A 21,496-nucleotide genomic window follows, 5' to 3' on the forward strand; every position below is an offset into this window, starting at 1 on the left:
AGGCTGACCCACCGCTATCGCAGGCAAGCCAGCTCCCACATTTGCCTGCATTCCAATTAAGGACGAACGTTCGCCGTTATACTCGCCGCTCTGCTTTGGAGCCAGTATGAATTCGTTGCCGATTGATGATGTTTTACCCGCCCTGCGTGACGCCTTGGCGAATCGCCATGAGGCCGTGCTGGAAGCGCCGCCCGGTGCCGGTAAAACCACCCGCGTGCCCTTGGCTTTATTGAATGAGCCTTGGCTGGCCGGGCAAACCATCCTGATGCTCGAACCTCGGCGCCTCGCCGCGCGTGCGGCTGCCGAACGCCTGGCCAGTGAGCTGGGTGAAAAAGTCGGTGAAACCGTCGGCTACCGCATCCGGCTCGACAGCAAAGTCGGCCCCAACACCCGCATCGAAGTAGTCACCGAAGGCATTCTCACGCGCCGCCTGCAAGACGACCCGGCACTGGACGGCGTGGGTTTGCTGATTTTTGACGAGTTCCACGAACGCAGCCTCGACGCCGACCTGGCACTGGCCCTGAGCCTCAACGGCCGCGAGCTGTTTCGCGACGAGCAACCGCTGAAAATCCTGCTGATGTCCGCCACCCTCGAAGGCGAGCGCCTGGCCGGCTTGCTGAACGATGCGCCGATCCTGCGCAGCGAAGGGCGCATGTTCCCGGTGCAGATGCGCTGGGGGCGGCCGTACCAGGCCGGTGAATTTATCGAGCCGCGCGTGGTGCAGACCGTCCTCGACGCGGTGCAGGACCAAACGGGCAGTATTCTGGTGTTTCTGCCGGGGCAGGCCGAGATTCGCCGGGTCAATCAACAGCTGGCCGACGCCTTGGGTGATCGCCCTGATGTGCTGCTGTGCCCGCTGCATGGCGAACTCGACCTCAACGCCCAGCGCGCCGCCATCGACCCGGCGCCCGCCGGCAAGCGCAAAGTGGTGCTGGCCACCAACATTGCCGAGACCAGCCTGACCATCAATGGCGTGCGCGTGGTGATCGACGCCGGGCTGGCGCGGGTGCCGCGTTTCGACCCCGGCAGCGGCATGACCCGCCTCGACACCCAACGCATCTCCCGCGCCAGTGCCACCCAGCGAGCCGGGCGGGCAGGGCGCCTGGAGCCGGGCGTGTGTTATCGCCTGTGGTCCGAAGACCAGCACGAAGGTTTGGCCGCCTATGGCAGCGCGGAAATTCTCGCCGCCGACCTGGCGGGCCTCGCCTTGCAACTCTCGCGCTGGGGCGTGACGCCCACGCAACTGGTGTGGCTGGATGTGCCGCCGACCGCCGCATATGCTCAGGCCCAGGATTTGCTGGTGCGCCTCGGCGCGTTAAACGACGACACACTCACTGCCCATGGCCAGAAAATGGCGGAGTTGCCCGCGCACCCGCGTATCGCCCACTTGTTGCTGCGCGGCCAGGACCTGGGGCTGGCCGCGACCGCTTGTGATGTGGCGGCCTTATTGGGGGAGCGCGATATCTTGCGCGGCGGCGGCGCGGATTTGCACAGCCGCCTGGCATTGATGTCGGGCGAAGAACGCGCGCGTGGCACCCAGGGCGGCGTGCAGCGGGCCAAGCAACTGGCCCGTCAGTACCGGGGCTATTTGCGCGGCCAGCCGACTCAAGCTGTGGCCGACCCTGACCACCCGCGTTGGCTCGGCGCCTTGTTGGCGTTGGCTTATCCGGACCGCGTCGCTCAGCAACGCCGCCCCGGTGGCGCCGAATATCGCCTGGCCAATGGCCGCGCCGCGCTGTTCGCCGAGGCCGACAGCCTGATGAAACAACCTTGGCTGGTGATCGCCGACCTTGGCAGCCGCCAGGGCCAGCGCGAAGAGCGCATCTACCTCGCGGCGGATTTTGACCCGGCGCTGTTCGACAGCGTGCTGGCCGAGCAAGTGCGCAACGTCGACCAACTGGACTGGGATGAACGCGAAGGCGTATTGCGGGCCGAACGCCAGCGCAAAGTCGGTGAGCTGGTACTAAGCCGTGAACCGCTGACCGGCCTAGATGAGTCCGCGCGCAGCCAGGCACTGGTCAACCTGGTGCGCCGCAAAGGCCTGGAGCTGCTGCCGTGGACGCCCGAACTGCGCCAGTGGCAGGCGCGCGTCATGCTGCTGCGCCAGCTGGATGCGGGTAAAACCAGCGAATGGCCGGATATCAGCGACAAAGCCTTGCTGGCCGATTTGGAACATTGGCTGATGCCTTATCTGGGCAAAGTCTCGCGCCTGAGCCATTTTTCTAATTTGGATATTTCCAGCTTCCTGCACAACCTGCTGCCCTGGCCGCTGCCCCAGCGCCTGGACGAGCTGGCGCCACAACATGTGAAAGTGCCATCGGGTTCGTCGGTGCGCTTGGACTACAGCGAACAGCCGCCGATTCTGGCGGTGCGCCTGCAGGAATTGTTCGGGCTGGCGGACACACCGCGCATTGCCGGTGGGCACCAAGTGGTCAAGCTGCACCTGCTGTCCCCGGCACGCCGGCCGGTGCAGGTGACGCAGGATCTGGCGAACTTCTGGCGCAGTACCTATGCCGAAGTGAAGAAGGATTTGAAAGGAAGATACCCCAAGCATTACTGGCCGGATGACCCCTTGGTGGCCGAACCCACCGCCCGGATCAAACCCCGAAAGTAGGTGATGTGAAGATCCAATGTGGGAGCTGGCTTGCCTGCGATACAGACGACTCGGTCTGTCCCTTTCACCGAGGCGATGCTATCGCAGGCAAGCCAGCTCCCACAAAAACCAGCTCCCGCAGGGGAATTGTGGGTTATTGCGCGGCCGGCAGCAGGAACCGGGCGATCACTGGCAGGTGGTTGGAGATGCGCAGTGTGTCGTCTTGGCGCACTTTGGCCTCCACCCGCTTGATCCTTGGGCTGTAGAACAAATAATCCAAGGTCCTATCCGGCCCATCCACACTCGGGTCATTGGGGAAGTGCGTCAGCCACTTCGCCCGGTCAATCCCACTGGATTCGCTGTTACTCGGGATCATCGGGTACTTATCCCACAACAAATGCAGCTCACTGTCCGGCGAATACTGCCCGCGCTTGCCCGCATCCAGGCGCAGGAATTGCCCCAGCGGCAGCAAATTGAAATCCCCGCCAATCAACCATGGCGTGCCACGGCCTTCGAACTTGTCCAGCAGTTTTACCGTGGCTTTTACCTGCTCCTGCACGGCGGAACGCCCAGGCTTATCGCCATCCAGGCGCGTATTCAGCACGGCCAGTTGGCCGCCATCGCTCAACGGCAGATAGGTCAGCAACAACGCAGGTTTCGGCTGGAACTGGCGGCTGATGAAGTTGGCCGGGGACACCGGCAATTGCAGGCGTTCGGCGTGTTCGATCTGGTAGCGGCTCAGCGTGACGAGCTTGCGGCCGACGCTGCCGAAGATGTGCAGGTTGGGCACAAAGTCGGCTTTCCAGTCGAACGCCTGGGCGCTGCAGGGGTAAAGGTCGACCAGGCGCTCCTGGAGCAACGCCACCTGGTCCTGATAGTGAGAGGACTTGGCGCCTTCATCGAGTTCCTGCAGCAACAGGATGTCGGGCTGTTCGTCGCGAATCACGCGAGCCACTTCGTCCAGGCTGAAGGCCATGTCTTCCACGGTAGGGCGATCGTCCGGGCCTTTGCCGTCGGGGCTGTCGTACCAGAACACATAGTTCTTGCCGGCCAGGTATTGCACGTTCCAGGTCATGACCTTGAGCGCCTGCCCCGGCAGCAGGGTCGGCGCACGTGGCGCGACGCAGCTGACGGGCAGGGTCTGCTTGTCGACGGGGCGCCAGGTCAGGCTATAGATCAGGGCCGCGAGCAGGCCCGCGATGATCAACAGGCTCAGCAGTGTGATGCGCAATAAACGGGTCATTGGCTCGGCTTATAGCGTTATCAGAGGTGGCACGGAGCATATCACCGTGCGTCGGCATCGCCACCGATCAGCATAAACAAACGGAAAAGTACCACGCTGGTAAACAGTTGCAGGAAGCTGTGGGCGCTGTCGATCAGCAAGCCCAGCAGCGGCGCGGGGTTGGGGTACACCGCCACGCTCGCGCCTTTGAGCAGCCACAACGGCGTCATTACGCACAGCAGGCACACCAGGATTCGCCAGAAATGCCCACGGGTCAGGCGGAAACTTTCCTTCATCGCCTCCAGCGCCGACATGCCGCGCAACACCAGCAGGTACTCGGCAAACGCCAGCACCACCATCAGCCACAGGCCCGGCAGGAAGTACAGCGACAGCCCCAGCAAAATCAGCAAGGTGCTGACCGCCGTCAGCAGGGCGAAACGCGGCCACATGGCCAGGGCCATGGCCCACACATCTTTAGTGCTGGGCGACTCACCACGGGTGCGCGCATCCAGAAACAGGATCAAGGCGCCGGTGTACAGCGGGTACACCAACAACCCGACGACCACGCTGTAACCGGGGAACGCATCCGGGCCCAGTGTGTGGTCGAGCACCTGTTGCAGCAGGGCTTCGAGGATCACCAACGGCAGGCACAGCTGGACGATGGCGCCCAGGTTGCGTTGGGTAAAACGGAGGGAGTCGCGCAATACGTCTAACGGATTCATCAGGTTCATCACAGCCCTAAAAGCAAGGCCAACACTTTAACCGATCATGACGAGAGGTAAGCAAACGTAAACCTTGCGTAAAGACCATTGAAACGTCTGGTAACACCCCCATAACTACGCTGTAGCTCACCTGATCACAGGCGGGCCCATGATTTCTACCGGCAATCTAACGAGGTCGCCATGAACAGCGAAGAGCAAACCCTGATCGATGGACTGTTTTCACGGTTGCAACAAGCCGAAACGGACTCAGCCCCCCGCGACGCCCTGGCCGAAGCGCGGATCAAGGAGCACATGACTCGCCAACCGGCCGCCGGGTACTACATGACCCAGTCGATCCTGGTGCAAGAGCACGCGATCAAGAGCCTCGACGCGCAGAACAAGCAGCAGGCGCAGCAGATCCAGCAATTGCAGGATGAGCTGCAACAGGCCCGCGCGCAGTCGGCGCAACCGGCACCGAGCAGTGGTGGCTTCCTGTCGAGTATCTTCGGCGGTGGCGCCTCCCGTGACACGCAGCCTGCACAGAGCGCACCGCCTTCTTCCGGCGGCGGCTGGCGTGAACCGGCGCGGCCATCGTTCGGCCAGCCTGCACCGCAACAGAACTACGGTGCCCCGCAGCAAAACTATCAACAGCCACAGCAAGCACCGGCCGCGCCTATCGGCAGTGGTTTCCTCGGTGGCGCGTTGAAAACCGCCGCCGGTGTGGCCGGTGGTGTGATGTTGGCCGAAGGCATCAGCAGCCTGTTCAGCCACAACTCGCAGCAGCCGCAGGTGGTGGAAGAAATCATCCGCGAAGAACCGGCACCGGCCAGCGACAACGGCAACTGGGGCAATGACGACCAGAAGTTTGCCGGCAATGACAGCTGGGGCAATGACAACTCATCCGACAGCTTCGCAGACAGCGACTACTCCGACGATTCCTCCTCCTTCGGCGACGACGACTCCTTCGTCTGACCCACCTTCAACCGGGGCGCTTCGTCGCCCCGGGCTGATTTTTCGCTGAAACTTTCCCATGGCTGGCATACTGGCAGCCTTTCCGGGCCTTGGCGCCTGGCTGTCATGAGGAAGTGCGGTGAAAAAAATTGCAGTGTTCGCCGATGTACAAAACCTCTACTACACCGTGCGCCAGGCGTATGGCTGCCACTTCAACTATGCGGCGCTGTGGGCTGATATCAGTTCACGCGGGCAGATCGTCGAGGCCTACGCCTACGCCATCGACCGTGGCGACAGCAAGCAGCAGCAATTCCAGCAGATCCTGCGCAACCTGGGCTTTACGGTAAAACTCAAACCCTACATCCAGCGCGCCGACGGCTCGGCCAAGGGCGACTGGGACGTGGGCATCACCCTGGACATCATGGACGCCGCCGACCACGTTGACGAAGTGGTACTGGCTTCCGGCGACGGTGATTTCGACATGCTGCTCGAACGCATCATCCAAAAGCACGGCGTTGAAGCCGTGGCCTACGGCGTGCCGGGGCTGACGGCCAACTCGCTGATACGCGCCGCCAGCCGCTACGTGCCCATCGAAGGCGCGCTGCTGCTTAAGTAAGCGCTCAGGCTTAATCAATAGTTAGACGGAGTTGGAACAGGTTTGGAACGTATAGCGGTCATCGACTTTGAAACCACCGGCATCACCCCGAGCAGCCACTGCCGGGCCACGGAAATCGCGGTGGTTATCCTCGAGCGCGGCCAAATCGTGGACCGCTACCAGAGCCTGATGAATGCCGGCGTACGCGTGCCGGGTTTTATCGAGCAACTCACCGGCATCAGCAACGCCATGCTGCGCAGCGCGCCACCGGCTGAGCGGGTGATGAATGAAGTGAATGAATTTGTCGGCACCACGCCACTGCTGGCGCACAACGCCGCGTTCGACCAGAGGTTCTGGGACTTTGAACTGGGCCTGATCCGCCGCACCCGCCTGCAAAAATTCGCCTGCTCGCTGCTACTGGCCCGCCGCCTGATGCCGTCGGCACCCAATCACAAGCTCGGCACGCTGAACGCGCTCGCCCAACTGCCCCACACCGGCAAGGCTCACCGAGCGATGGCGGATGCGGAGATGGCCGCCAACCTCACCGCGCACCTGGCCCAGGAACTGCGCGGCACCCACGGCTTGCGCGAACTGTCCCACGATTTGCTGTGCACCTTGCAGAAAGTGCCTGCGGCGAAGATCAACGAACACCTGAAAAAACACCGCGGGTTCTAACTCAAGCGCAGATGATCGTTCCCACGCTCCGCGTGGGAATGCCTCCTGTGACGCTCCGCGTCACGACGTCAAGAGCGGACGCAGAGCGTCCTGGGCTGCATTCCCACGCAGAGCGTGGGAACGATCGGGGAGCTGCGCGGCACCCACGGCTTGCGCGAACTGTCCCACGATTTGCTGTGCACCTTGCAGAAAGTGCCCGCAGCGAAGATCAACGAACACCTCAAAAAGCACCGCGGGTTCTAACCCTTACGACGATCGTTCCCACGCTCCGCGTGGGAATGCCTCCGGTGACGCTCTGCGTCACGACTTCAAGAGCGGACGCGGAGCGTCCTGGGCTGCATTCCCACGCAGAGCGTGGGAACGATCGGCGGCTGGCTATCGAGGCTGCACACACTCCAACGCCCGATCCACAACACCTTTGGCCATCCCCACCAAATGCATCACCGCCCGCTGCTGGGTGCTGAGCGTCTCACCCGACACATTCACCGTCTCCACCGCGCAATGCAGCAAGTCGGCCGCATGGGCGAGGGCGTCTTCGAAGCTCAGGTTGTCATTGAGTACAAAATTGGGCGCGTCCGGGGCGGATGCTTTGAGGTAGTAGTCGATGGCTCGGCGGTTGAGGAGGGCGTCTTCGCTGAGGAAGTCTGGCTTGGAGCTGGGTGGATCGGGGGTTACTTTGACCATGATGTAGCTTCTCCGTCAGTTAAGAAGCTGCAACCGTTCGCTCGCACACGAATTAGGGTGGCAGCAGTACGCGGGTGTGCAAGACCGTGACGGAGTCCGGTAGATCCGAAGATCTCCCGCGTACAACTGCCATAACGAATCAATGCCTGAAATACAGACGTTGAGAGTTAAGGCTGATGCGTATTACCGTCGTCGGACTTGCACGTCCAGTCACCGAACATTCGATGACAGAGCGAGACTAGCTACCTGAACCGACGGAAACAAGGCCGTGGAATTCTCTAGGAAACGTCCCGCAAATGAAAGGGATCGGTCCTGCTGGCCACCAAAACATCAGCTGTTTTTAGGGCTTTCTTCATTCTTTCTGAATGGTAAGTAGGGGAAGCCCTATTGCGTCGTCGGACCTTTCTGGTTTTTCCCTTCGCCCGCCAATCGCTCCGGTTTGCGACTTAACATCTCGCCTGCTATTTACGTAAAGGGACTACGTCATGCAGGAAAGCGACCTCTACACAGCAATCATGCGAAGCCAGTCTGAACTCCAGCGCAATGGCGTCGATTTCGGCTCGACGTCCAGCATGACGTTTCATTTGGGAAACATGATGACAAGCTGCCCGGCAGTCATGGTTTTACCTAACTCGTCAGGATGGACTCATGGTGCCAGTTACACGTTGCTCCGGCCCATTCAGGCGGAATCAACGGCGCCTGACACCACTGTTGACGACCTCTGGAAATGCACGCAGCAACACTACGGCCTGACGGCGGCAACGGTTCTCACTGGCGCGGCAGGCATACCGATCAGCAAAATCGCCGTGGGGACTTGGGTCCACGTCGGCTCAAGCAAAACGACAAATTTGGCTAGCCTCATTGGAATGCGCTTTTTCCCTAGAACATTGATCCGGCAACCGACAGCGGCCAAGATGGCAAAAGCAACGTTCGGCACCGTTCGAGTATTTGGCATTATTGGGCGGGGCATTCCCTTCGTTGCTGCAGGGTTGGCTATTTTTGACCTGATCAGTATTGGTAAGTGTGCCTATGAGGCGAGAAATGGAAGGTAGGCTGACCCGAGCCGAGATCAGCGAAAAAGTGATTCAGCTGTTCGTCGATATCATCGGCTTTATCGACCGAAGCCAAGTGACCGAGCAAACGGATTTCATCCATGACTTCAAGATCATTGATGACGACCTGACCTGCTTCGTTATGCAGATTAAGTGGCAGTTCAACCTGCAAGCGACTCAGGAAGACTGGGATCACATCACGACCATTAAGCAGATTGTCGATCTGATTGTTCAGCGCTCAAGCCTTCGGTGAAGCAACTGACGCCATCGCAGGCAAGCCAGCTCCCACAGTAGATCGCATCCAGCCCTGGCGACTCGGTCAAATGTGGGAGCTGGCTTGCCTGCGATGGCGGTATATCAGCCACCACTTTTTGCTCGTTCCCACGCTCCGCGTGGGAATGCCTCCGGTGACGCTCTGCGTCACGACTTCAAGAGCGGACGCAGAGCGTCCTGGGCTGCATTTCCACGCAGAGCGTGGGAGCGATCGGTGTCAGGTGGTTTTTCCCTCCAACTGCCCCAACGGCACCCGCCGTTCTATCGCACTCGACAAAATAATCGAGGTCTTGCTGAACCCGAACTTCGCCACGCGGTTAATCAAATTCTCCAGCTCCGGCATCGAACCCACCGCCGCTTGCATGATCACGCATGGGTCGCCCGTGACCCGATGGCATTCAGTCAGTTCGGGGATTTCAGCGAGGGCGTCGTAGACCTTCTGGCTGCCGTTGTTGGTCAAGCGCAATTCGATCGTGCATTGGATGGGTAAGCCGATTTTGGACAGGTCTACCTTGGCCTGATACCCGGTGATCACGCCGCTGGCCTCAAGTTTGGCCACGCGCTCGGCCACGGCGGGCGCGGAGAGGTTAACGGTGCGGGCCAATTGCGCGTAGGACGCGCGGCCGTCTTCGAGCAGGGCGCTGAGGAGCATGCGGTCGTATTTGTCCATGATAAGGCTCCAGTAACGCGTGGCTTTCGAAAGCACGGTTTATAGCCTTCACAACCATGCTTTGAAAAGTGTATGGGCGCTTTAAACAGGTTTTGTAACTTATGTTTAGCGTGCTGCCTTTTTAGAATAAGCCTCCCCTCTCCTGCCATAGAGCCGCCCAATGCCTGGCCCACGTCGCTTTCCGTTACCGCTGATCGCCGCTTTTTTTGCGCTGTATGTGATTTGGGGTTCCACCTACCTGGTGATTCGAATCGGCGTTGAATACTGGCCGCCGCTGATGCTCGGCGGGATTCGCTTTTTGGTGGCGGGTTTGGTGATGTATGGTTTTTTGCGCTGGCGCGGGGCACCTGCGCCGACGTGGGTGCAGTGGAAGGCTGCGGCCAAGATCGGCATTTTGCTGCTGACCTTCGGCAATGGCGCGGTGTCGGTGGCTGAGCACACGGGGGTTACTTCAGGTGTGGCTGCATTGGCGGTGGCGACGGTGCCATTGTTCACGTTGCTGTGCGGCTATTTCTGGGGCGCGCGTAATACCCGCCTGGAATGGGCCGGGGTGGTGCTGGGGATTATCGGCATTGCCATGCTCAATATGGGTTCCAACCTGCAGTCGAGCCCGACCGGGGCGATGTTGTTGCTGTTCGCCGCTGCCTCCTGGGCTTTTGGCTCGGTGTGGAGCAGGCACTTGCCGTTACCTGCCGGCGCGATGGCCAGTGCGGCGGAAATGATCGTCGCCGGTGCCTTGCTGTTGGTGGGCAGTGCGCTCTCCGGCGAACGGCTGCAGGCTGTGCCGCCGATTGAAGGCTGGCTGGCGTTGGCGTACTTGGCCGTGTTCGGCTCGATCATCGCCTTCAATGCCTATATGTACCTGCTCAAGCACGTGCGCCCGGCGGCGGCGACCAGCTATGCCTATGTGAACCCGGCAGTCGCGGTGTTGTTGGGCATTGTGTTCGTCGGTGAGACCATCGGCATGGAAGAAGCCCTGGCGATGCTGGTGATCATCAGCGCGGTGCTATTGATCAGCCTGCCCCAGTGGCGCAAGCCTAGGCCGGAAATAAGGTAAACTGCGGCGCATTACGGCTTTTTTTACCCGCTTATGGCGCTGAACTTTCCCTACGGTAAACACATGACTTTCGCCACACTTGGCCTGATCGAACCCTTGCTGCGCGCCCTTGAGACGCTTGGCTACCAGACCCCGACGCCGGTGCAGGCGCAAGCCATTCCGGCGGTGTTGGCCGGTCGCGACCTGATGGCCGCGGCCCAGACCGGCACCGGCAAAACCGCGGGTTTCGCCCTGCCGCTCCTGCAATTGCTGACCATGGAAGGGCCGAAAGTCGCCGCCAACTCGGCGCGTGCGCTGATCCTGTGCCCGACCCGCGAGCTGGCCGAGCAGGTTCACGCCAGCGTCGCCGAGTACGCGCAGCACCTGCCGCTGACCACTTACGCGGTGTACGGCGGCGTGAGCATCAACCCGCAGATGATGAAACTGCGCAAGGGCGTCGACATCCTGGTCGCCACGCCTGGCCGCCTGATCGACCTGTTCCGCCAGAACGCGCTGAAGCTCAACCAGCTGCAAACCCTGGTATTGGATGAAGCCGATCGCATGCTCGACCTGGGCTTCTCCGAAGAACTGGCGAACATTTATCGCATGCTGCCGAAAAAGCGCCAGACGTTGCTGTTCTCCGCGACCTTCTCCGATGAAATCCGCCAACTGGCCGGGCAGATGCTCAATGACCCGCTGAGCATTGAAGTGAGCCCGCGCAACGTCGCCGCCAACACCGTGAAGCAGTGGGTGGTGCCGGTGGACAAGAAGCGCAAGCCGGAGCTGTTTGTGCACCTGATGCGCAAAGGCCGTTGGAAGCAGGTGCTGGTGTTTGCCAAGACTCGTAACGGCGTGGATGCGCTGGTGGACAAGTTGCAGGGCCTGGGCATCAATGCCGACGGTATCCATGGCGACAAACCCCAAGCCACCCGCCAACGCGCGCTGGACCGGTTCAAGTCCAGCGATGTGCAAATTCTGGTAGCCACCGACGTGGCGGCCCGTGGTCTGGACATTGAAGACCTGCCGCTGGTGGTCAACTTTGACCTGCCGATCGTGGCTGAAGACTACATCCACCGTATCGGCCGTACTGGCCGGGCGGGCAACACCGGTGAGGCGATTTCGCTGGTGTGTGCCGATGAAGTGAACATGCTGTCGGCCATCGAGATGCTCACGCGTCAGACCCTGACCCGCCAGATGGAGCCGGATTTCGAACCGGAGCACCGCGTGCCGGACACCGATGCTAGCGGGCAGGTGGTGAAGAAGCCGAAAAAGCCGAAGAAACCTAAGACTTCGGGCGGCGGTGGCGGCAAGCGTAATTTGGGTAAGTGGGTGGACAGTGGTGATGTGGCGCCGGCTGAGCCGTCGATCAAGCCAGTGCGTAAAGTGCCGGTGTTCAACACTGGGCCGCGCAAGAAGAAGTAAGTCTGTCAGGGCCTCATCGCAGGCAAGCCAGCTCCCACATTTGACGGTGTTCACCGCTCAAAATGTGGGAGCTGGCTTGCCTGCGATAGCGGACTTGAACTCAGCGCTTAAGCCACTCCAGCACACCACGCCCAGCCGCTCGCCCACTGGCAAAACACCCCGTCAGCAAATACCCGCCGGTCGGCGCTTCCCAATCCAGCATCTCCCCCGCACAGAACACGCCTGGCAATTGCTTGAGCATCAGCCGCTCATCCAGCGCTTCAAACGGCACGCCGCCCGCCGTGCTGATCGCCTCATCCATCGGCCGTGTCTTTACCAGTGTCAGTGGCAACGCCTTGATATCCACCGCCAATTGCGCCGGATCATGGAAGTGCTCAGCTGGCGCCAGTTCACGCAACAGCGCCGCCTTCACGCCATCAAGCCCCAACTGACTGTGCAAATGCTTGCTCATCGACCGCGAGCCACGGGGCTTGGCCAAGGCGGCTTGCACCTTGTCCAGCGGCTTGCTCGGCAACAGGTCAATATGCACAGTGGCTGAGCCGTCACGGTTGATCGCTTCGCGAATCGGCGCCGACAGCGCGTAGATCAAACTGCCCTCGATGCCCATGGCGGTGACGACGCATTCGCCCAGTCGAGGCTTGTCCTCCCCAAGGCCGATGGCGACGTTCTTCAGCGGCGCGCCCGCGAATTTGCTGACCATCAACTCGCTCCAGCCCGACACTTCGAAGCCGCAATTGCTCGGTTGTAGCGCGGCGTAGGGCACGCCTTTATCTTCCAGCAACTTGAGCCAGGCACCGTCGGAGCCCAAACGCGACCAGCTGCCGCCACCCAAGGCCAGCAACACCGCGTCGCTGTGGACAGTTTTATCGCCGTCCGGGCTGTGGATAAGTAAACCGCCGTCGTCGGTCCAGCCCAGCCAGCGATGCCGGGTGTGGATAACCACGCCCTGGTCGCGCAGGCGCTTGAGCCAGGCGCGCAGCAGTGGGGCGGCTTTCATGTCGGTGGGGAATACACGGCCGGAGGTGCCGACAAAGGTCTCGATACCCAGGCCATGAATCCACTCGCACAAAGCCTCTGCGCCAAACGCGCGCAACAACGGCGCCATGTGCGGCGCGCGTTCGGCGTAACGCGACAGGAACGCCGGGTACGCCTCGGAGTGGGTGATGTTCATGCCGCCCACGCCGGCCAGCAGGAACTTGCGCCCCACTGAAGGCATGCCGTCGTACACGTCTACCCGCACGCCCGCCTGGCTCAAGACTTCCGCGGCCATCAACCCGGCAGGGCCGCCGCCGATAATAGTGACGTGTTGGGAAGGGGTCTGGGGCATGGGCAGGGCTACGGTCGCTTGAATAGGCCGAGCATTCTACCCGACGACGGCGTAGCTGCCTGATCAAAAAACGTACACTTTCCTACACGCCATACGGCTGCTGGCTTTCAGACCCTTACGCTCAAGTTATCCACAGGCCGTTCCACAGGCATTGTGGGTAACGCCCACAACTCAATGACAACCTGATGACGCCCACACCCGTTGTGCGCTGTGGTGCAGGATGCCGTGGCGGCGGGCCAGGGCCGGGCGGTCTTTGCTGTAGCCGCCGCCGATCACGCCCATCACTGGAATGTCGCGGCCCAGGCAATGGCGCATCACGCTTTCATCGCGGGCGGCCACGCCTGCGTCTGTCAGTTTGAGGTAACCGAGGGCGTCGTCCTTGTGCACGTCCACCCCGGCGTCGTACAGCACCAGGTCGGGCTGGTACAGCGGCAACAGGTAGTTGAGCGCGTCGTCGACCACCTTGAGGTAGTCGGCATCGCCCATGCCCATGGGCAGCGGGATGTCCCAGTCGCTCTGGGCCTTGCGCGCCGGGAAGTTCTTTTCGCAGTGCAGCGACACGGTGATGGCGTCCGGTGTGTCATGGAGGATGCGCGCAGTGCCGTCGCCCTGATGCACGTCGCAGTCGAAGATCAGCACGCGGTTGACCCGCCCGCTGGCCAGCAGGTAATGGCTGATCACCGCCAGGTCATTGAAGATGCAAAAGCCCGCCGGGTAGTCGTAATGGGCGTGGTGCGTGCCGCCCGCCAGGTGGCAGGCCAGGCCGTGTTCCAGGGCTTTTTCTGCTGCGAGAATTGAGCCGCCAACTGCACGCACGGTGCGCCGCGCCAGGGCTTCGTTCCAGGGCAGGCCGAGGCGGCGTTGGTCTTCGCGGGACAGCTCACCGCTCATGTAGCGCTCGATATACCCAGGTTCATGGGCCAGGGCCAGAATCTCGGCGGGGCAGACCTCGGGTCGCAGCAAGTGGCTGTCCTGGGTCAGGCCGCTGCTCACCAGGTGGTCACGCAACAGGCGGAACTTGTCCATGGGGAACCGGTGGTCCGCCGGGAACTCAGGGCTGTAGTCATCGTGGTAGATCAATGGCAAAGGCATGGGATTTTCTGACGGGAACCTGCGACGGATCTTACCAGCGCTGTACACTCACGCACATGGCAAGGGAGGGGGACCCATGGAGCCGATACTGGAATTGGAAAGCGCACGGCTGGTGCTGCGCCAATGGCGTGACAGCGACCTGACGGAATTTGCACGCATGTGCGCCGACCCGCAGGTAATGCGCTATTTCCCGGCCAAGCTGAGCCACCTGGAAAGCGCCGCGCTGATCGGCCGTATTCGCGGGCATTTTGCCGAATATGGCTTTGGCCTTTGGGCCTTGCAGCGTAAGGATACCGGCGAGTTTATCGGCCTGACCGGGCTGCTAAACGTCAACTTCGAGGCCAACTTTACCCCAGCGGTAGAAATTGGCTGGCGCCTGGCCCACGAGCATTGGGGCCTGGGTTATGCCAGTGAAGCGGCGTGGACCGCGCTGCGCTGTGGTTTCGACCGGCTGCAGCTGGACGAAATCCTCGCCTTCACCACCGAATCCAATCTGCCATCACAAAAAGTCATGCAGGCCATCGGTATGCATTACGATCCGCAGGCAGATTTTGAACACCCCAAGGTCGCAGCCGATGACCCGCTGCGCCATCATGTGTTGTACCGCATCACCCGCGCCCAATGGTTGGACACGCTGCACGGATAAGCAGCCCGGAATGCCCTATTGATTGTAGGAGTTGCTCTATGAGCCAAGTATTGGAAGATCTGGTGGACTTGCTGACCCTGGAACCGATCGAGGAAAATCTCTTTCGCGGCCGCAGCCAGGACCTGGGCTTTCGCCAACTGTTCGGCGGCCAAGTGCTGGGCCAGTCGCTGTCGGCCGCCAGCCAGACCGTAGAAGAAGCGCGTCACGTGCATTCCCTGCATGGCTATTTCCTGCGCCCTGGCGATGCTGCACTGCCAGTGGTGTATTCGGTGGACCGCGTGCGCGATGGCGGCAGTTTCAGCACGCGCCGCGTCACGGCGATCCAGAAGGGCAACCCGATTTTCACCTGCACCACCTCGTTCCAGTATGACGAAGAAGGCTTCGAGCACCAGACCACCATGCCCGTGGTCGTCGGCCCGGAAAACCTGCCGTCGGAGCTGGAGCTGACCAAGCAACGCGCGCACCTGATTCCCGAGCACATGCGCGACAAGCTGCTGTGCCCCAAGCCGATCGAAGTGCGCCCGGTGACCGAAAAAGACCCGTTCAACCCGCAGCCGTCCGACCCGGTCAAGTACGTGTGGTTTCGTGCTGACGGCGCATTGGCCGATTCGCCGGCGCTGCATAAATACCTGCTGGCCTATGCTTCGGATTTCGGCTTGCTGACGACCTCGCTGCTGCCCCACGGCAAGACGGTTTGGCAGAAAGACATGCAGGTCGCCAGCCTTGACCATGCGCTGTGGTTCCACGCCGACCTGCGCGCCGATGACTGGCTTTTGTATGCAATGGACAGCCCGTGGGCCGGTAACTCACGGGGTTTCTCCCGTGGCAGCGTGTACAACCGCGCCGGGCAACTGGTGGCTTCGGTGACCCAGGAAGGGCTGATTCGCCATCGCAAGGATTGGGCATGAGCCTGTCGGACGTTAAGCACTGGGTTTTTGACATGGACGGCACCCTCACGGTGGCCGTGCATGATTTTGTGGCGATTCGCGTGGCGCTCGATATTCCACCTGAAGACGACATTCTCACGCACCTGGCGGCATTGCCTGTGGATGTGGCGGCGGCCAAGCATGCCTGGTTGCTTGAGCACGAGCGCGAGCTGGCTGTGGGGTCGGTTGCTGCTGTTGGCGCGGTGCAGCTGGTGCGCGAGCTGGCCGGGCGGGGCTATCGCCTGGGCATCCTGACGCGCAATGCGCGCGAGTTGGCGCATATCACCCTTGAAGCGATTGGCCTGGCGGACTGCTTCGCCGTCGAGGATGTGCTGGGGCGTGATGATGCGCCGCCCAAGCCGGATCCGGGTGGGTTGCTGAAACTGGCGACTGCCTGGAAGGTAGCGCCGAGCGCGATGGTGATGGTTGGGGATTACCGCTTTGATCTGGTTTGTGGCCGGGCGGCGGGGACCAGGACGGTATTGGTTAATCTGCCCGAGAACCCGTGGCCGGAACTGGCGGATTGGCATGCTGAGGATTGCGCGGCGTTGCGCCGAATGCTCTAACCCAGGCACCTTGGTCGGGCTTGTGTGGCAGTTGAGCTTGTGTGGGAGCTGGCTTGCCTGCGATAGCATCACCTCGCTATGCCTGTTAGACCGAGGTGTCTGCGTCGCAGGCAAGCCAGCTCCCACACAAGCCAGCTCCCGCATGTTTGATCCTATTTCCCGAACAGCACCTGCTCACCCTCAGGCGACGTAAACATCTTATCGCCGTCGTGCCCAACCCCAGGCACTTCCACCAGCTTCTGCGTCAGTTGCGGATGGCGCTGCTTGAGGTAGTCGAAATAGTTGTGCCCGCGAATCAGGCGATACGCGCCCTGGGTTTCGGCTTCGCAGCTTTTATCCAGCGCCGGGTGGTTGGGGTCGGTGTCTTGCTGGCCCAGCAGGTAGGTGATGTTGCGTGACGCGTAAACCTGCTCCAGCTGCTGCGCGCTCTGGCCTTTGGCGTAATCCGGCAGGTTCTGCATGCCGTACTTCCAGTCGTTGAAGCCTGGGCAACTGGCCACATCAAACTTCACCGGGCGTTGCGGGCTGAAGTAGGCGTAGGACGACGGGTTAGCCACCACATAACGCAGGCTGATACCTTCGGTTTGCAACATCGGGTGGTCGTGGCTGGTGAGGGCGAAACGCTGCACCACCTGGCCGCCGCCGGAATGGCCGGCGACCACGATTTCTTTCAAGGCCGGGAACAGCTTGCGGTTGCCCAGGTGTTTGATGATCTGGTCGAGGGCGCCGTAGGAGCTGATGTGGCCTGGGCCGGTCGACGGGTCGCCGGCCATCCAGTCGTTGTGGTTCCAGCGCAGCACCTGATTGTCGAGGTGGTTGCGCTGGGTATCCAACTCATTCAAAAACTGCGGCGCGATCACCAGGGTATTGGCGGCAAGGCCTGCGTGCTGGGCGGCATCTTCGCCGCTTTGCAGGTAGGTCTGCGCATTGCGCAGGCGACCGTGCACGATGATCAATGCGCGAGTGACGTTGGGCAGCGGCTGGCGCCAGTCCTGGCTCAAGCCCAGGCTCAAGGCGCCGGCCTCCAGTTGGAAACGATCGGGGCTGACCACCTTGACGCCATGTTCTTTCTCGGCGGCCCAGGTGGTGGTGGAACACATCGCTAATGCGCTAAGCAGCAACCCCAATCGTTTATTCATTTAAAGACTCTTGGCTGTAAAGGTGTCGCATTGAGAGATCTGGCCCTCTGCGAAGCCGGTCTTGAACCAGCGAACCCGCTGTGCCGAGGTGCCGTGGGTAAACGAGTCCGGCACTACGCGCCCTTGACCCTGTTGCTGCAAACGGTCATCGCCGATGGCGTTGGCCGCATTCAGTGCGGCTTCAATATCGCCGGGCTCCAGCCAGTTCAGGCGTTTTTGCGCGCGGTTGGCCCACACGCCGGCGAAACAGTCGGCTTGCAGTTCCTGGCGTACCAGTAAACCGCCGTCACCTTCCATCTGCCGGCCTTGCTGGCGTGCGGCCTGGATCTTGGCCGAGATGCCCAGCAGCGTTTGCACGTGGTGCCCGACTTCGTGGGCGATCACATATGCCTGGGCGAACTCGCCCGAAGCCTTGAAGCGTTGCGACATCTCCCGGAAGAAATCCAGGTCCAGATACACTTGCTGGTCGGCCGGGCAGTAGAACGGGCCGCTGGCCGAGGTGGCGCCACCGCAGGCGGAGTTGACCCGGCCACGGAACAGAATCAGTTTCGGGTTCTTGTAGGCCAACCCGTTTTCCTTGAACACCTGGCCCCAGGTGTCTTCCGTGTCGCCCAGCACGGCGCGCACGAAATCGGCCTGTTGATCATTGGCCGGCGGCGCCTGGCGCGCCTGCGTACTCGCCGGGGGCGCTTGCTCCATTTGGCCGCTTAGCTGGCCGAGGATCTGCATCGGGTCCTGGCCGGTCAGCCAGCCGATGCCGACGATCAGCACGATCGCCGTGAGGCTCAGGCCTTTGCCGCCGCCAAAGCGCATGCCGCCACCGCCGCCGCCACCACTGTCATCGCGGGCGTCCACCACGTTGTCGCTGCGTCGGCCTTTTTTCCATAGCATGGGTGCAGTCCTCTCGTTAAGCCTGCGCTCTTTATTTTAAGAGCAGTGTTGTTGGTGCAGGGGCATGGCGCCAGCCCGGCTGTCTGACAAGCAACGAGAGCTGCCTAGTATCGCTGCTGTCAGGCCGTGTCGGCAGGGGCGCCAGATGAAAGTTATGTCAGGTTTGCCGCCTCAGTCGCGGCAGTAGCCTTCGCCGGTGTCGACGATCAGGCAGTCTTTTTTATCTGCCAGCCATTTAAGGCCCGTGGCTTCACCGTCGCCGGCGCTCAACTGTTGCGGGCCGTCCGGGCGGGTGAAACTGATGCCGTCTTCATTGGCTTCGCCTTTGAAGGTGCCGGCGTCGTCGGCATCAAGGCCGTATTTCATGGTCAGCAGGTAGTGCCCACGGCCGATGCTGTCGTCCTTGGCAATGGTCAGGTTCAGGCCTTCGACGCCGATCCATTTGCCGACCCATTTATCGGTCGGTGGGTTTGCCGGCACCAGCGTGGCTTGCACGGAAGCGGGGGCGGGTTTTGGGGCTTCCTTGGGTTCCTTGTTGCACGCGGTGAGCAGGGCAAGGGCAGAAAGAACAAAGAGTGTTTTTTTCATAGCGACATGGCCTTGGTTGAAAAATGTGCAACACGACGGTGAACGTGCAGCGTTGGACTCGAAACCCGTGATTTAGTGCGCTGTTCGCACGGTGTTTGGTTATGCTCTTGGGGCAGACGCAAGCCCGGCTGCTAGATTACCGGGTTAAGTGCAAATGCGTTCAGCCCGCCATGCAAGAGAATTCAATGACTGTCAGCACACCGCTTTCCGGCGTCAACCATCCTTTCAAAGGCATCCTGCTGATTGTGCTGGCGACGTTTCTGTTCTCCAGCCACGACGCCTTGTCCAAATACCTGGCCGGGTTCTACCCGATTGTGATGGTGGTGTGGGCGCGCTACCTGGTGCACACCTTGCTGATGGCCGGGATTTTCCTGCCGCAATCCGGCTTGCGGGTGCTGCGCAGCAAGCGGCCGGGCATGCAGGTGGTGAGGGCGTTGTGCCTGCTGGGCACGAGTCTGTTTTTTACCGCGGCGCTGCATTACATCCCGTTGGCGGAAGCCACGGCGGTGAACTTCCTGGCGCCGATCCTGGTGACGGCGCTGTCGGTGCCCTTGCTCGGCGAGCACGTCACGCGTGGCCAATGGCTGGCGGTGATCTGCGGGTTTGTCGGTGTGCTGATCATCATCCACCCCGGTGGCGAGTTGTTCACGCCTGCGGTGTTGCTGCCGCTGTGTTCGGCGATGTTCTTCTGTTTCTACCAATTGCTCACGCGCATCCTCAGCCAATACGACACACCGACCACCAGCAACTTCTTCGCCGGGCTGTGCAATACCTTGGTGATGAGCGCGCTGGTGCCGTTCTTCTGGCAGGTCCCGACGCTGTGGCATGCCTGTTTGATGCTGGCGCTGGGCACTTGCGGCATGACCGCGCACTTGATGCTGACCCAGGCGTTCCGCTTCGCGGCGCCAGCCTTGCTGGCACCGTTTGGCTATTGCCAGATCGTGTTTGCGGGATTGTTGGGTTGGTTGGTGTTCAGCCATACCCCCGACGTGACCACGGTGGTCGGCATCGGGGTGATCTGCATGAGCGGGCTGGCCGCTGCCTGGCAGCAGCGGCGGCGGTGAGTTACACGTCGACTGTGGGAATCTTGCGCGGCGCCATGAAGTACATCCAGGTCAGCGCAATGAAATACATCGCCGGGATCAGGGTGAACAACACGGTGTAGTTGTTGTTGGTCACGGTAAGGATGTGCCCGACGACCTGGGTCATGAACATGCCGCCGATGGCCGCGCACATGCCGCCGAAACCGAACACCGTGCTCATCATGTGCTTGGGCGTGTAGTCCATCACCAGGCTCCAGATATTGGCAGTCCAGGCCTGATGCGCGCCGATCGCCAGGGAAATGGCGAACACTGCAACCCACAGTTGGCTGGAACCGGCAGCCATGATCACGCCAACGATGCAGCAGGCAAACAGCAGCATCGACAACAGCCGCGCCTTGATCGCATTCATCCCGCGGCCGATCAGGAATGACGACAGGATCCCGCCGCCCACACTGCCGAAGTCGGCGGTGAGGTAAATGATGATCAGCGGGATGCCCATCTGGGTCACGTTGATGCCCAGGTTGTATTGCTGGTTCAGGAACGGCGGCAGCCAATACAGGTAGAACCAGAACACCGGCGCGGTCATGGCGTAGGCGAGGGCGAAGGCCCAGGTGCCGCGCATGCGCAGGATGCGGCTGAACGGCACGCTTGGTTGCTCGGGTTCGGCTTCCTGTTGCACGTAGTCCAATTCGGATTGTTTGGCGGTCGGGTGGTCTTCCGGGTTGTAGTACTTCAACCCCCAGAACACCAGCCAGATCGCGCCGAGTGCCGACATGCACAGGAACGCCGCCTGCCAGCCCCACACGTGCAGGATCAGCGGCAGCAGCATTGGGGTCATCATCGCGCCGACGTTGGTGCCGGCGTTGAAGATGCCAGTGGCCACTGCGCGTTCACCGGCCGGGAACCACAAACGCGTGGTCTTGACGCAGGCCGGGTAGTTGGCGGCTTCGGTCAGGCCGAGGATAAAGCGGCAGACCATAAAGCCCACCGCCGAGGTGGCCAGGCCGTGGGCGCCGGTGGCCAGGCTCCACAGCAGCACGGCGCAGAAGAACACGCGCTTCACGCCCACACGGTCAATCAGCCGGCCTTGCAGCACAAAACCGATGGCATAACCGACCTGGAACCAGAAGTTGATGTTGGCGTAGTCCATCGCCGTCCAGCTCATCTCTTTGGCCAGGATCGGTTGCATCACGCCCAGGGCGGCGCGGTCGATGTAGTTCAGGGTGGTGGCGAAGAACACCAGGGCCAGCATGCCCCAGCGCGTTTTACCCACGGCCATGGCGCCACGGATCTTGTCGCCGATGCCGGCGTGCGGGTTGCCCGGGCGCGCGGCCAGAGCGGAGTTTTGCGAAGGCATGAGGTCGTACCCGTTTTTGAAATTTTTATGGTGTGTTCTGGGTCTTG

At 61.4% G+C, this 21,496-nt stretch carries 22 protein-coding genes and 1 pseudogene; 13 read left to right on the forward strand and 10 right to left on the reverse strand.

Annotated features, from left to right (window positions below; all coding sequences use genetic code 11):
* Positions 1-106: 106 nt before the first annotated feature.
* The gene (gene hrpB, locus AOA62_RS01000; protein ID WP_099547597.1) at positions 107-2,614 is read left to right on the forward strand and encodes an ATP-dependent helicase HrpB; all 2,508 of its coding nucleotides are present in this window, start codon (positions 107-109) and stop codon (positions 2,612-2,614) included.
* 133 nt (positions 2,615-2,747) lie between these two features.
* On the opposite strand, the gene AOA62_RS01010 is transcribed toward hrpB, so the two are convergent.
* Together AOA62_RS01010 and AOA62_RS01015 are read right to left on the reverse strand one after the other, a co-directional pair.
* Positions 2,748-3,836 (reverse strand): endonuclease/exonuclease/phosphatase family protein, encoded by a 1,089-nt coding sequence (locus AOA62_RS01010; protein ID WP_017139352.1) that lies wholly within the window; start codon positions 3,834-3,836, stop codon positions 2,748-2,750.
* Positions 3,837-3,877: 41 nt separating this feature from the next.
* A complete protein-coding gene (locus tag AOA62_RS01015; protein ID WP_026013864.1) occupies positions 3,878-4,537 on the reverse strand; it encodes a YciC family protein in 660 nt (219 codons plus the stop codon).
* Between the two features lie 180 nt (positions 4,538-4,717).
* Between AOA62_RS01015 and AOA62_RS01020 the strand changes: the two genes are divergently transcribed.
* The 4 genes and pseudogenes from AOA62_RS01020 to AOA62_RS01035 form a co-directional block, all read left to right on the forward strand.
* Positions 4,718-5,488: a DUF2076 domain-containing protein gene (locus AOA62_RS01020; protein ID WP_099547599.1), complete on the forward strand. Its 771-nt coding sequence runs from the start codon at positions 4,718-4,720 to the stop codon at positions 5,486-5,488.
* 118 nt (positions 5,489-5,606) lie between these two features.
* Entirely contained in the window at positions 5,607-6,083 is a 477-nt protein-coding gene (locus AOA62_RS01025; RefSeq protein ID WP_017139349.1) for an NYN domain-containing protein, read from the forward strand.
* Between the two features lie 42 nt (positions 6,084-6,125).
* Entirely contained in the window at positions 6,126-6,737 is a 612-nt protein-coding gene (locus AOA62_RS01030) for a PolC-type DNA polymerase III (protein ID WP_099547600.1), read from the forward strand.
* A 129-nt stretch (positions 6,738-6,866) separates the two neighbouring features.
* Positions 6,867-6,980 (forward strand): annotated as a pseudogene (locus AOA62_RS01035) (3'-5' exonuclease); the annotation flags it as partial.
* A gap of 132 nt (positions 6,981-7,112) precedes the next feature.
* On the opposite strand, the gene AOA62_RS01040 reads toward AOA62_RS01035, so the two are convergent.
* A complete protein-coding gene (locus tag AOA62_RS01040; RefSeq protein WP_017139347.1) occupies positions 7,113-7,421 on the reverse strand; it encodes a DUF3077 domain-containing protein in 309 nt (102 codons plus the stop codon).
* A 485-nt stretch (positions 7,422-7,906) separates the two neighbouring features.
* On the opposite strand from AOA62_RS01040, the gene AOA62_RS01045 reads away from it, so the two are divergent.
* A complete protein-coding gene (locus AOA62_RS01045; RefSeq protein ID WP_099547602.1) occupies positions 7,907-8,473 on the forward strand; it encodes a hypothetical protein in 567 nt (188 codons plus the stop codon).
* On the forward strand, positions 8,463-8,726 hold the full coding sequence (locus tag AOA62_RS01050) for an acyl carrier protein (protein WP_099547603.1): 264 nt from the start codon (positions 8,463-8,465) through the stop codon (positions 8,724-8,726). Before AOA62_RS01045 ends, AOA62_RS01050 begins: the two co-directional genes overlap by 11 nt.
* Positions 8,727-8,963: 237 nt before the next feature.
* Here the strand turns inward: AOA62_RS01050 and AOA62_RS01055 are convergent, their stop codons facing one another.
* Positions 8,964-9,416 carry an Lrp/AsnC family transcriptional regulator gene (locus AOA62_RS01055; RefSeq protein ID WP_017139344.1) on the reverse strand — a complete coding sequence of 151 codons (453 nt, stop codon included), beginning with the start codon at positions 9,414-9,416 and terminating at the stop codon, positions 8,964-8,966.
* A gap of 160 nt (positions 9,417-9,576) precedes the next feature.
* On the opposite strand from AOA62_RS01055, the gene yedA reads away from it, so the two are divergent.
* Complete coding sequence (yedA, locus tag AOA62_RS01060) at positions 9,577-10,473, forward strand: drug/metabolite exporter YedA (protein ID WP_099547604.1); 897 nt, start codon at positions 9,577-9,579, stop codon at positions 10,471-10,473.
* A 63-nt stretch (positions 10,474-10,536) separates the two neighbouring features.
* The gene (locus AOA62_RS01065; RefSeq protein ID WP_099547655.1) at positions 10,537-11,874 is read left to right on the forward strand and encodes a DEAD/DEAH box helicase; all 1,338 of its coding nucleotides are present in this window, start codon (positions 10,537-10,539) and stop codon (positions 11,872-11,874) included.
* A 100-nt stretch (positions 11,875-11,974) separates the two neighbouring features.
* Here the strand turns inward: AOA62_RS01065 and AOA62_RS01070 are convergent, their stop codons facing one another.
* Positions 11,975-13,201 (reverse strand): TIGR03862 family flavoprotein, encoded by a 1,227-nt coding sequence (locus tag AOA62_RS01070; RefSeq protein ID WP_017139341.1) that lies wholly within the window; start codon positions 13,199-13,201, stop codon positions 11,975-11,977.
* 171 nt (positions 13,202-13,372) lie between these two features.
* Entirely contained in the window at positions 13,373-14,293 is a 921-nt protein-coding gene (locus tag AOA62_RS01075) for a histone deacetylase (protein WP_099547605.1), read from the reverse strand.
* A gap of 76 nt (positions 14,294-14,369) precedes the next feature.
* Between AOA62_RS01075 and AOA62_RS01080 the strand changes: the two genes are divergently transcribed.
* From AOA62_RS01080 to AOA62_RS01090, 3 genes are read left to right on the forward strand one after another with little or no spacing between them, the layout of a single operon-like run.
* Complete coding sequence (locus AOA62_RS01080) at positions 14,370-14,939, forward strand: GNAT family N-acetyltransferase (protein ID WP_017139339.1); 570 nt, start codon at positions 14,370-14,372, stop codon at positions 14,937-14,939.
* Positions 14,940-14,977: 38 nt separating this feature from the next.
* The gene (gene tesB, locus AOA62_RS01085) at positions 14,978-15,847 is read left to right on the forward strand and encodes an acyl-CoA thioesterase II (protein WP_017139338.1); all 870 of its coding nucleotides are present in this window, start codon (positions 14,978-14,980) and stop codon (positions 15,845-15,847) included.
* Positions 15,844-16,431, forward strand: coding sequence for an HAD family hydrolase (locus AOA62_RS01090; RefSeq protein ID WP_099547606.1), 588 nt, complete (start codon positions 15,844-15,846; stop codon positions 16,429-16,431). Before tesB ends, AOA62_RS01090 begins: the two co-directional genes overlap by 4 nt.
* 152 nt (positions 16,432-16,583) lie before the next feature.
* Here the strand turns inward: AOA62_RS01090 and AOA62_RS01095 are convergent, their stop codons facing one another.
* From AOA62_RS01095 to AOA62_RS01105, 3 genes are all read right to left on the reverse strand, one after another.
* A complete protein-coding gene (locus AOA62_RS01095) occupies positions 16,584-17,570 on the reverse strand; it encodes an alpha/beta fold hydrolase (protein ID WP_026013862.1) in 987 nt (328 codons plus the stop codon).
* Complete coding sequence (locus AOA62_RS01100) at positions 17,571-18,461, reverse strand: neutral zinc metallopeptidase (protein ID WP_099547607.1); 891 nt, start codon at positions 18,459-18,461, stop codon at positions 17,571-17,573.
* Between the two features lie 171 nt (positions 18,462-18,632).
* Positions 18,633-19,049: a membrane lipoprotein lipid attachment site-containing protein gene (locus AOA62_RS01105; protein WP_017139334.1), complete on the reverse strand. Its 417-nt coding sequence runs from the start codon at positions 19,047-19,049 to the stop codon at positions 18,633-18,635.
* A gap of 185 nt (positions 19,050-19,234) precedes the next feature.
* On the opposite strand from AOA62_RS01105, the gene AOA62_RS01110 reads away from it, so the two are divergent.
* The gene (locus AOA62_RS01110; protein WP_017139333.1) at positions 19,235-20,113 is read left to right on the forward strand and encodes a DMT family transporter; all 879 of its coding nucleotides are present in this window, start codon (positions 19,235-19,237) and stop codon (positions 20,111-20,113) included.
* A 1-nt stretch (position 20,114) separates the two neighbouring features.
* Here the strand turns inward: AOA62_RS01110 and AOA62_RS01115 are convergent, their stop codons facing one another.
* Positions 20,115-21,449, reverse strand: a complete 1,335-nt coding sequence (locus tag AOA62_RS01115; RefSeq protein ID WP_017139332.1) for an MFS transporter — start codon at positions 21,447-21,449, stop codon at positions 20,115-20,117.
* Positions 21,450-21,496: the final 47 nt, after the last annotated feature.

The sequence above is a fragment of the Pseudomonas sp. 2995-3 genome (assembly GCF_002742565.1).
Lineage (GTDB): Bacteria > Pseudomonadota > Gammaproteobacteria > Pseudomonadales > Pseudomonadaceae > Aquipseudomonas > Aquipseudomonas edaphica.

What these genes read in the sequence shown, in the direction of transcription:
- hrpB (WP_099547597.1), top strand. Translation starts at nt 107, where the DNA reads ATGAATTCGTTGCCGATTGATGATGTTTTACCCGCCCTGCGTGACGCC.
- AOA62_RS01010 (WP_017139352.1), bottom strand. Translation starts at nt 3,836, where the DNA reads ATGACCCGTTTATTGCGCATCACACTGCTGAGCCTGTTGATCATCGCG.
- AOA62_RS01015 (WP_026013864.1), bottom strand. Translation starts at nt 4,537, where the DNA reads ATGAATCCGTTAGACGTATTGCGCGACTCCCTCCGTTTTACCCAACGC.
- AOA62_RS01020 (WP_099547599.1), top strand. Translation starts at nt 4,718, where the DNA reads ATGAACAGCGAAGAGCAAACCCTGATCGATGGACTGTTTTCACGGTTG.
- AOA62_RS01040 (WP_017139347.1), bottom strand. Translation starts at nt 7,421, where the DNA reads ATGGTCAAAGTAACCCCCGATCCACCCAGCTCCAAGCCAGACTTCCTC.
- AOA62_RS01045 (WP_099547602.1), top strand. Translation starts at nt 7,907, where the DNA reads ATGCAGGAAAGCGACCTCTACACAGCAATCATGCGAAGCCAGTCTGAA.
- AOA62_RS01050 (WP_099547603.1), top strand. Translation starts at nt 8,463, where the DNA reads ATGGAAGGTAGGCTGACCCGAGCCGAGATCAGCGAAAAAGTGATTCAG.
- AOA62_RS01055 (WP_017139344.1), bottom strand. Translation starts at nt 9,416, where the DNA reads ATGGACAAATACGACCGCATGCTCCTCAGCGCCCTGCTCGAAGACGGC.
- yedA (WP_099547604.1), top strand. Translation starts at nt 9,577, where the DNA reads ATGCCTGGCCCACGTCGCTTTCCGTTACCGCTGATCGCCGCTTTTTTT.
- AOA62_RS01065 (WP_099547655.1), top strand. Translation starts at nt 10,537, where the DNA reads ATGACTTTCGCCACACTTGGCCTGATCGAACCCTTGCTGCGCGCCCTT.
- AOA62_RS01070 (WP_017139341.1), bottom strand. Translation starts at nt 13,201, where the DNA reads ATGCCCCAGACCCCTTCCCAACACGTCACTATTATCGGCGGCGGCCCT.
- AOA62_RS01075 (WP_099547605.1), bottom strand. Translation starts at nt 14,293, where the DNA reads ATGCCTTTGCCATTGATCTACCACGATGACTACAGCCCTGAGTTCCCG.
- AOA62_RS01080 (WP_017139339.1), top strand. Translation starts at nt 14,370, where the DNA reads ATGGAGCCGATACTGGAATTGGAAAGCGCACGGCTGGTGCTGCGCCAA.
- tesB (WP_017139338.1), top strand. Translation starts at nt 14,978, where the DNA reads ATGAGCCAAGTATTGGAAGATCTGGTGGACTTGCTGACCCTGGAACCG.
- AOA62_RS01090 (WP_099547606.1), top strand. Translation starts at nt 15,844, where the DNA reads ATGAGCCTGTCGGACGTTAAGCACTGGGTTTTTGACATGGACGGCACC.
- AOA62_RS01095 (WP_026013862.1), bottom strand. Translation starts at nt 17,570, where the DNA reads ATGAATAAACGATTGGGGTTGCTGCTTAGCGCATTAGCGATGTGTTCC.
- AOA62_RS01100 (WP_099547607.1), bottom strand. Translation starts at nt 18,461, where the DNA reads ATGCTATGGAAAAAAGGCCGACGCAGCGACAACGTGGTGGACGCCCGC.
- AOA62_RS01105 (WP_017139334.1), bottom strand. Translation starts at nt 19,049, where the DNA reads ATGAAAAAAACACTCTTTGTTCTTTCTGCCCTTGCCCTGCTCACCGCG.
- AOA62_RS01110 (WP_017139333.1), top strand. Translation starts at nt 19,235, where the DNA reads ATGACTGTCAGCACACCGCTTTCCGGCGTCAACCATCCTTTCAAAGGC.
- AOA62_RS01115 (WP_017139332.1), bottom strand. Translation starts at nt 21,449, where the DNA reads ATGCCTTCGCAAAACTCCGCTCTGGCCGCGCGCCCGGGCAACCCGCAC.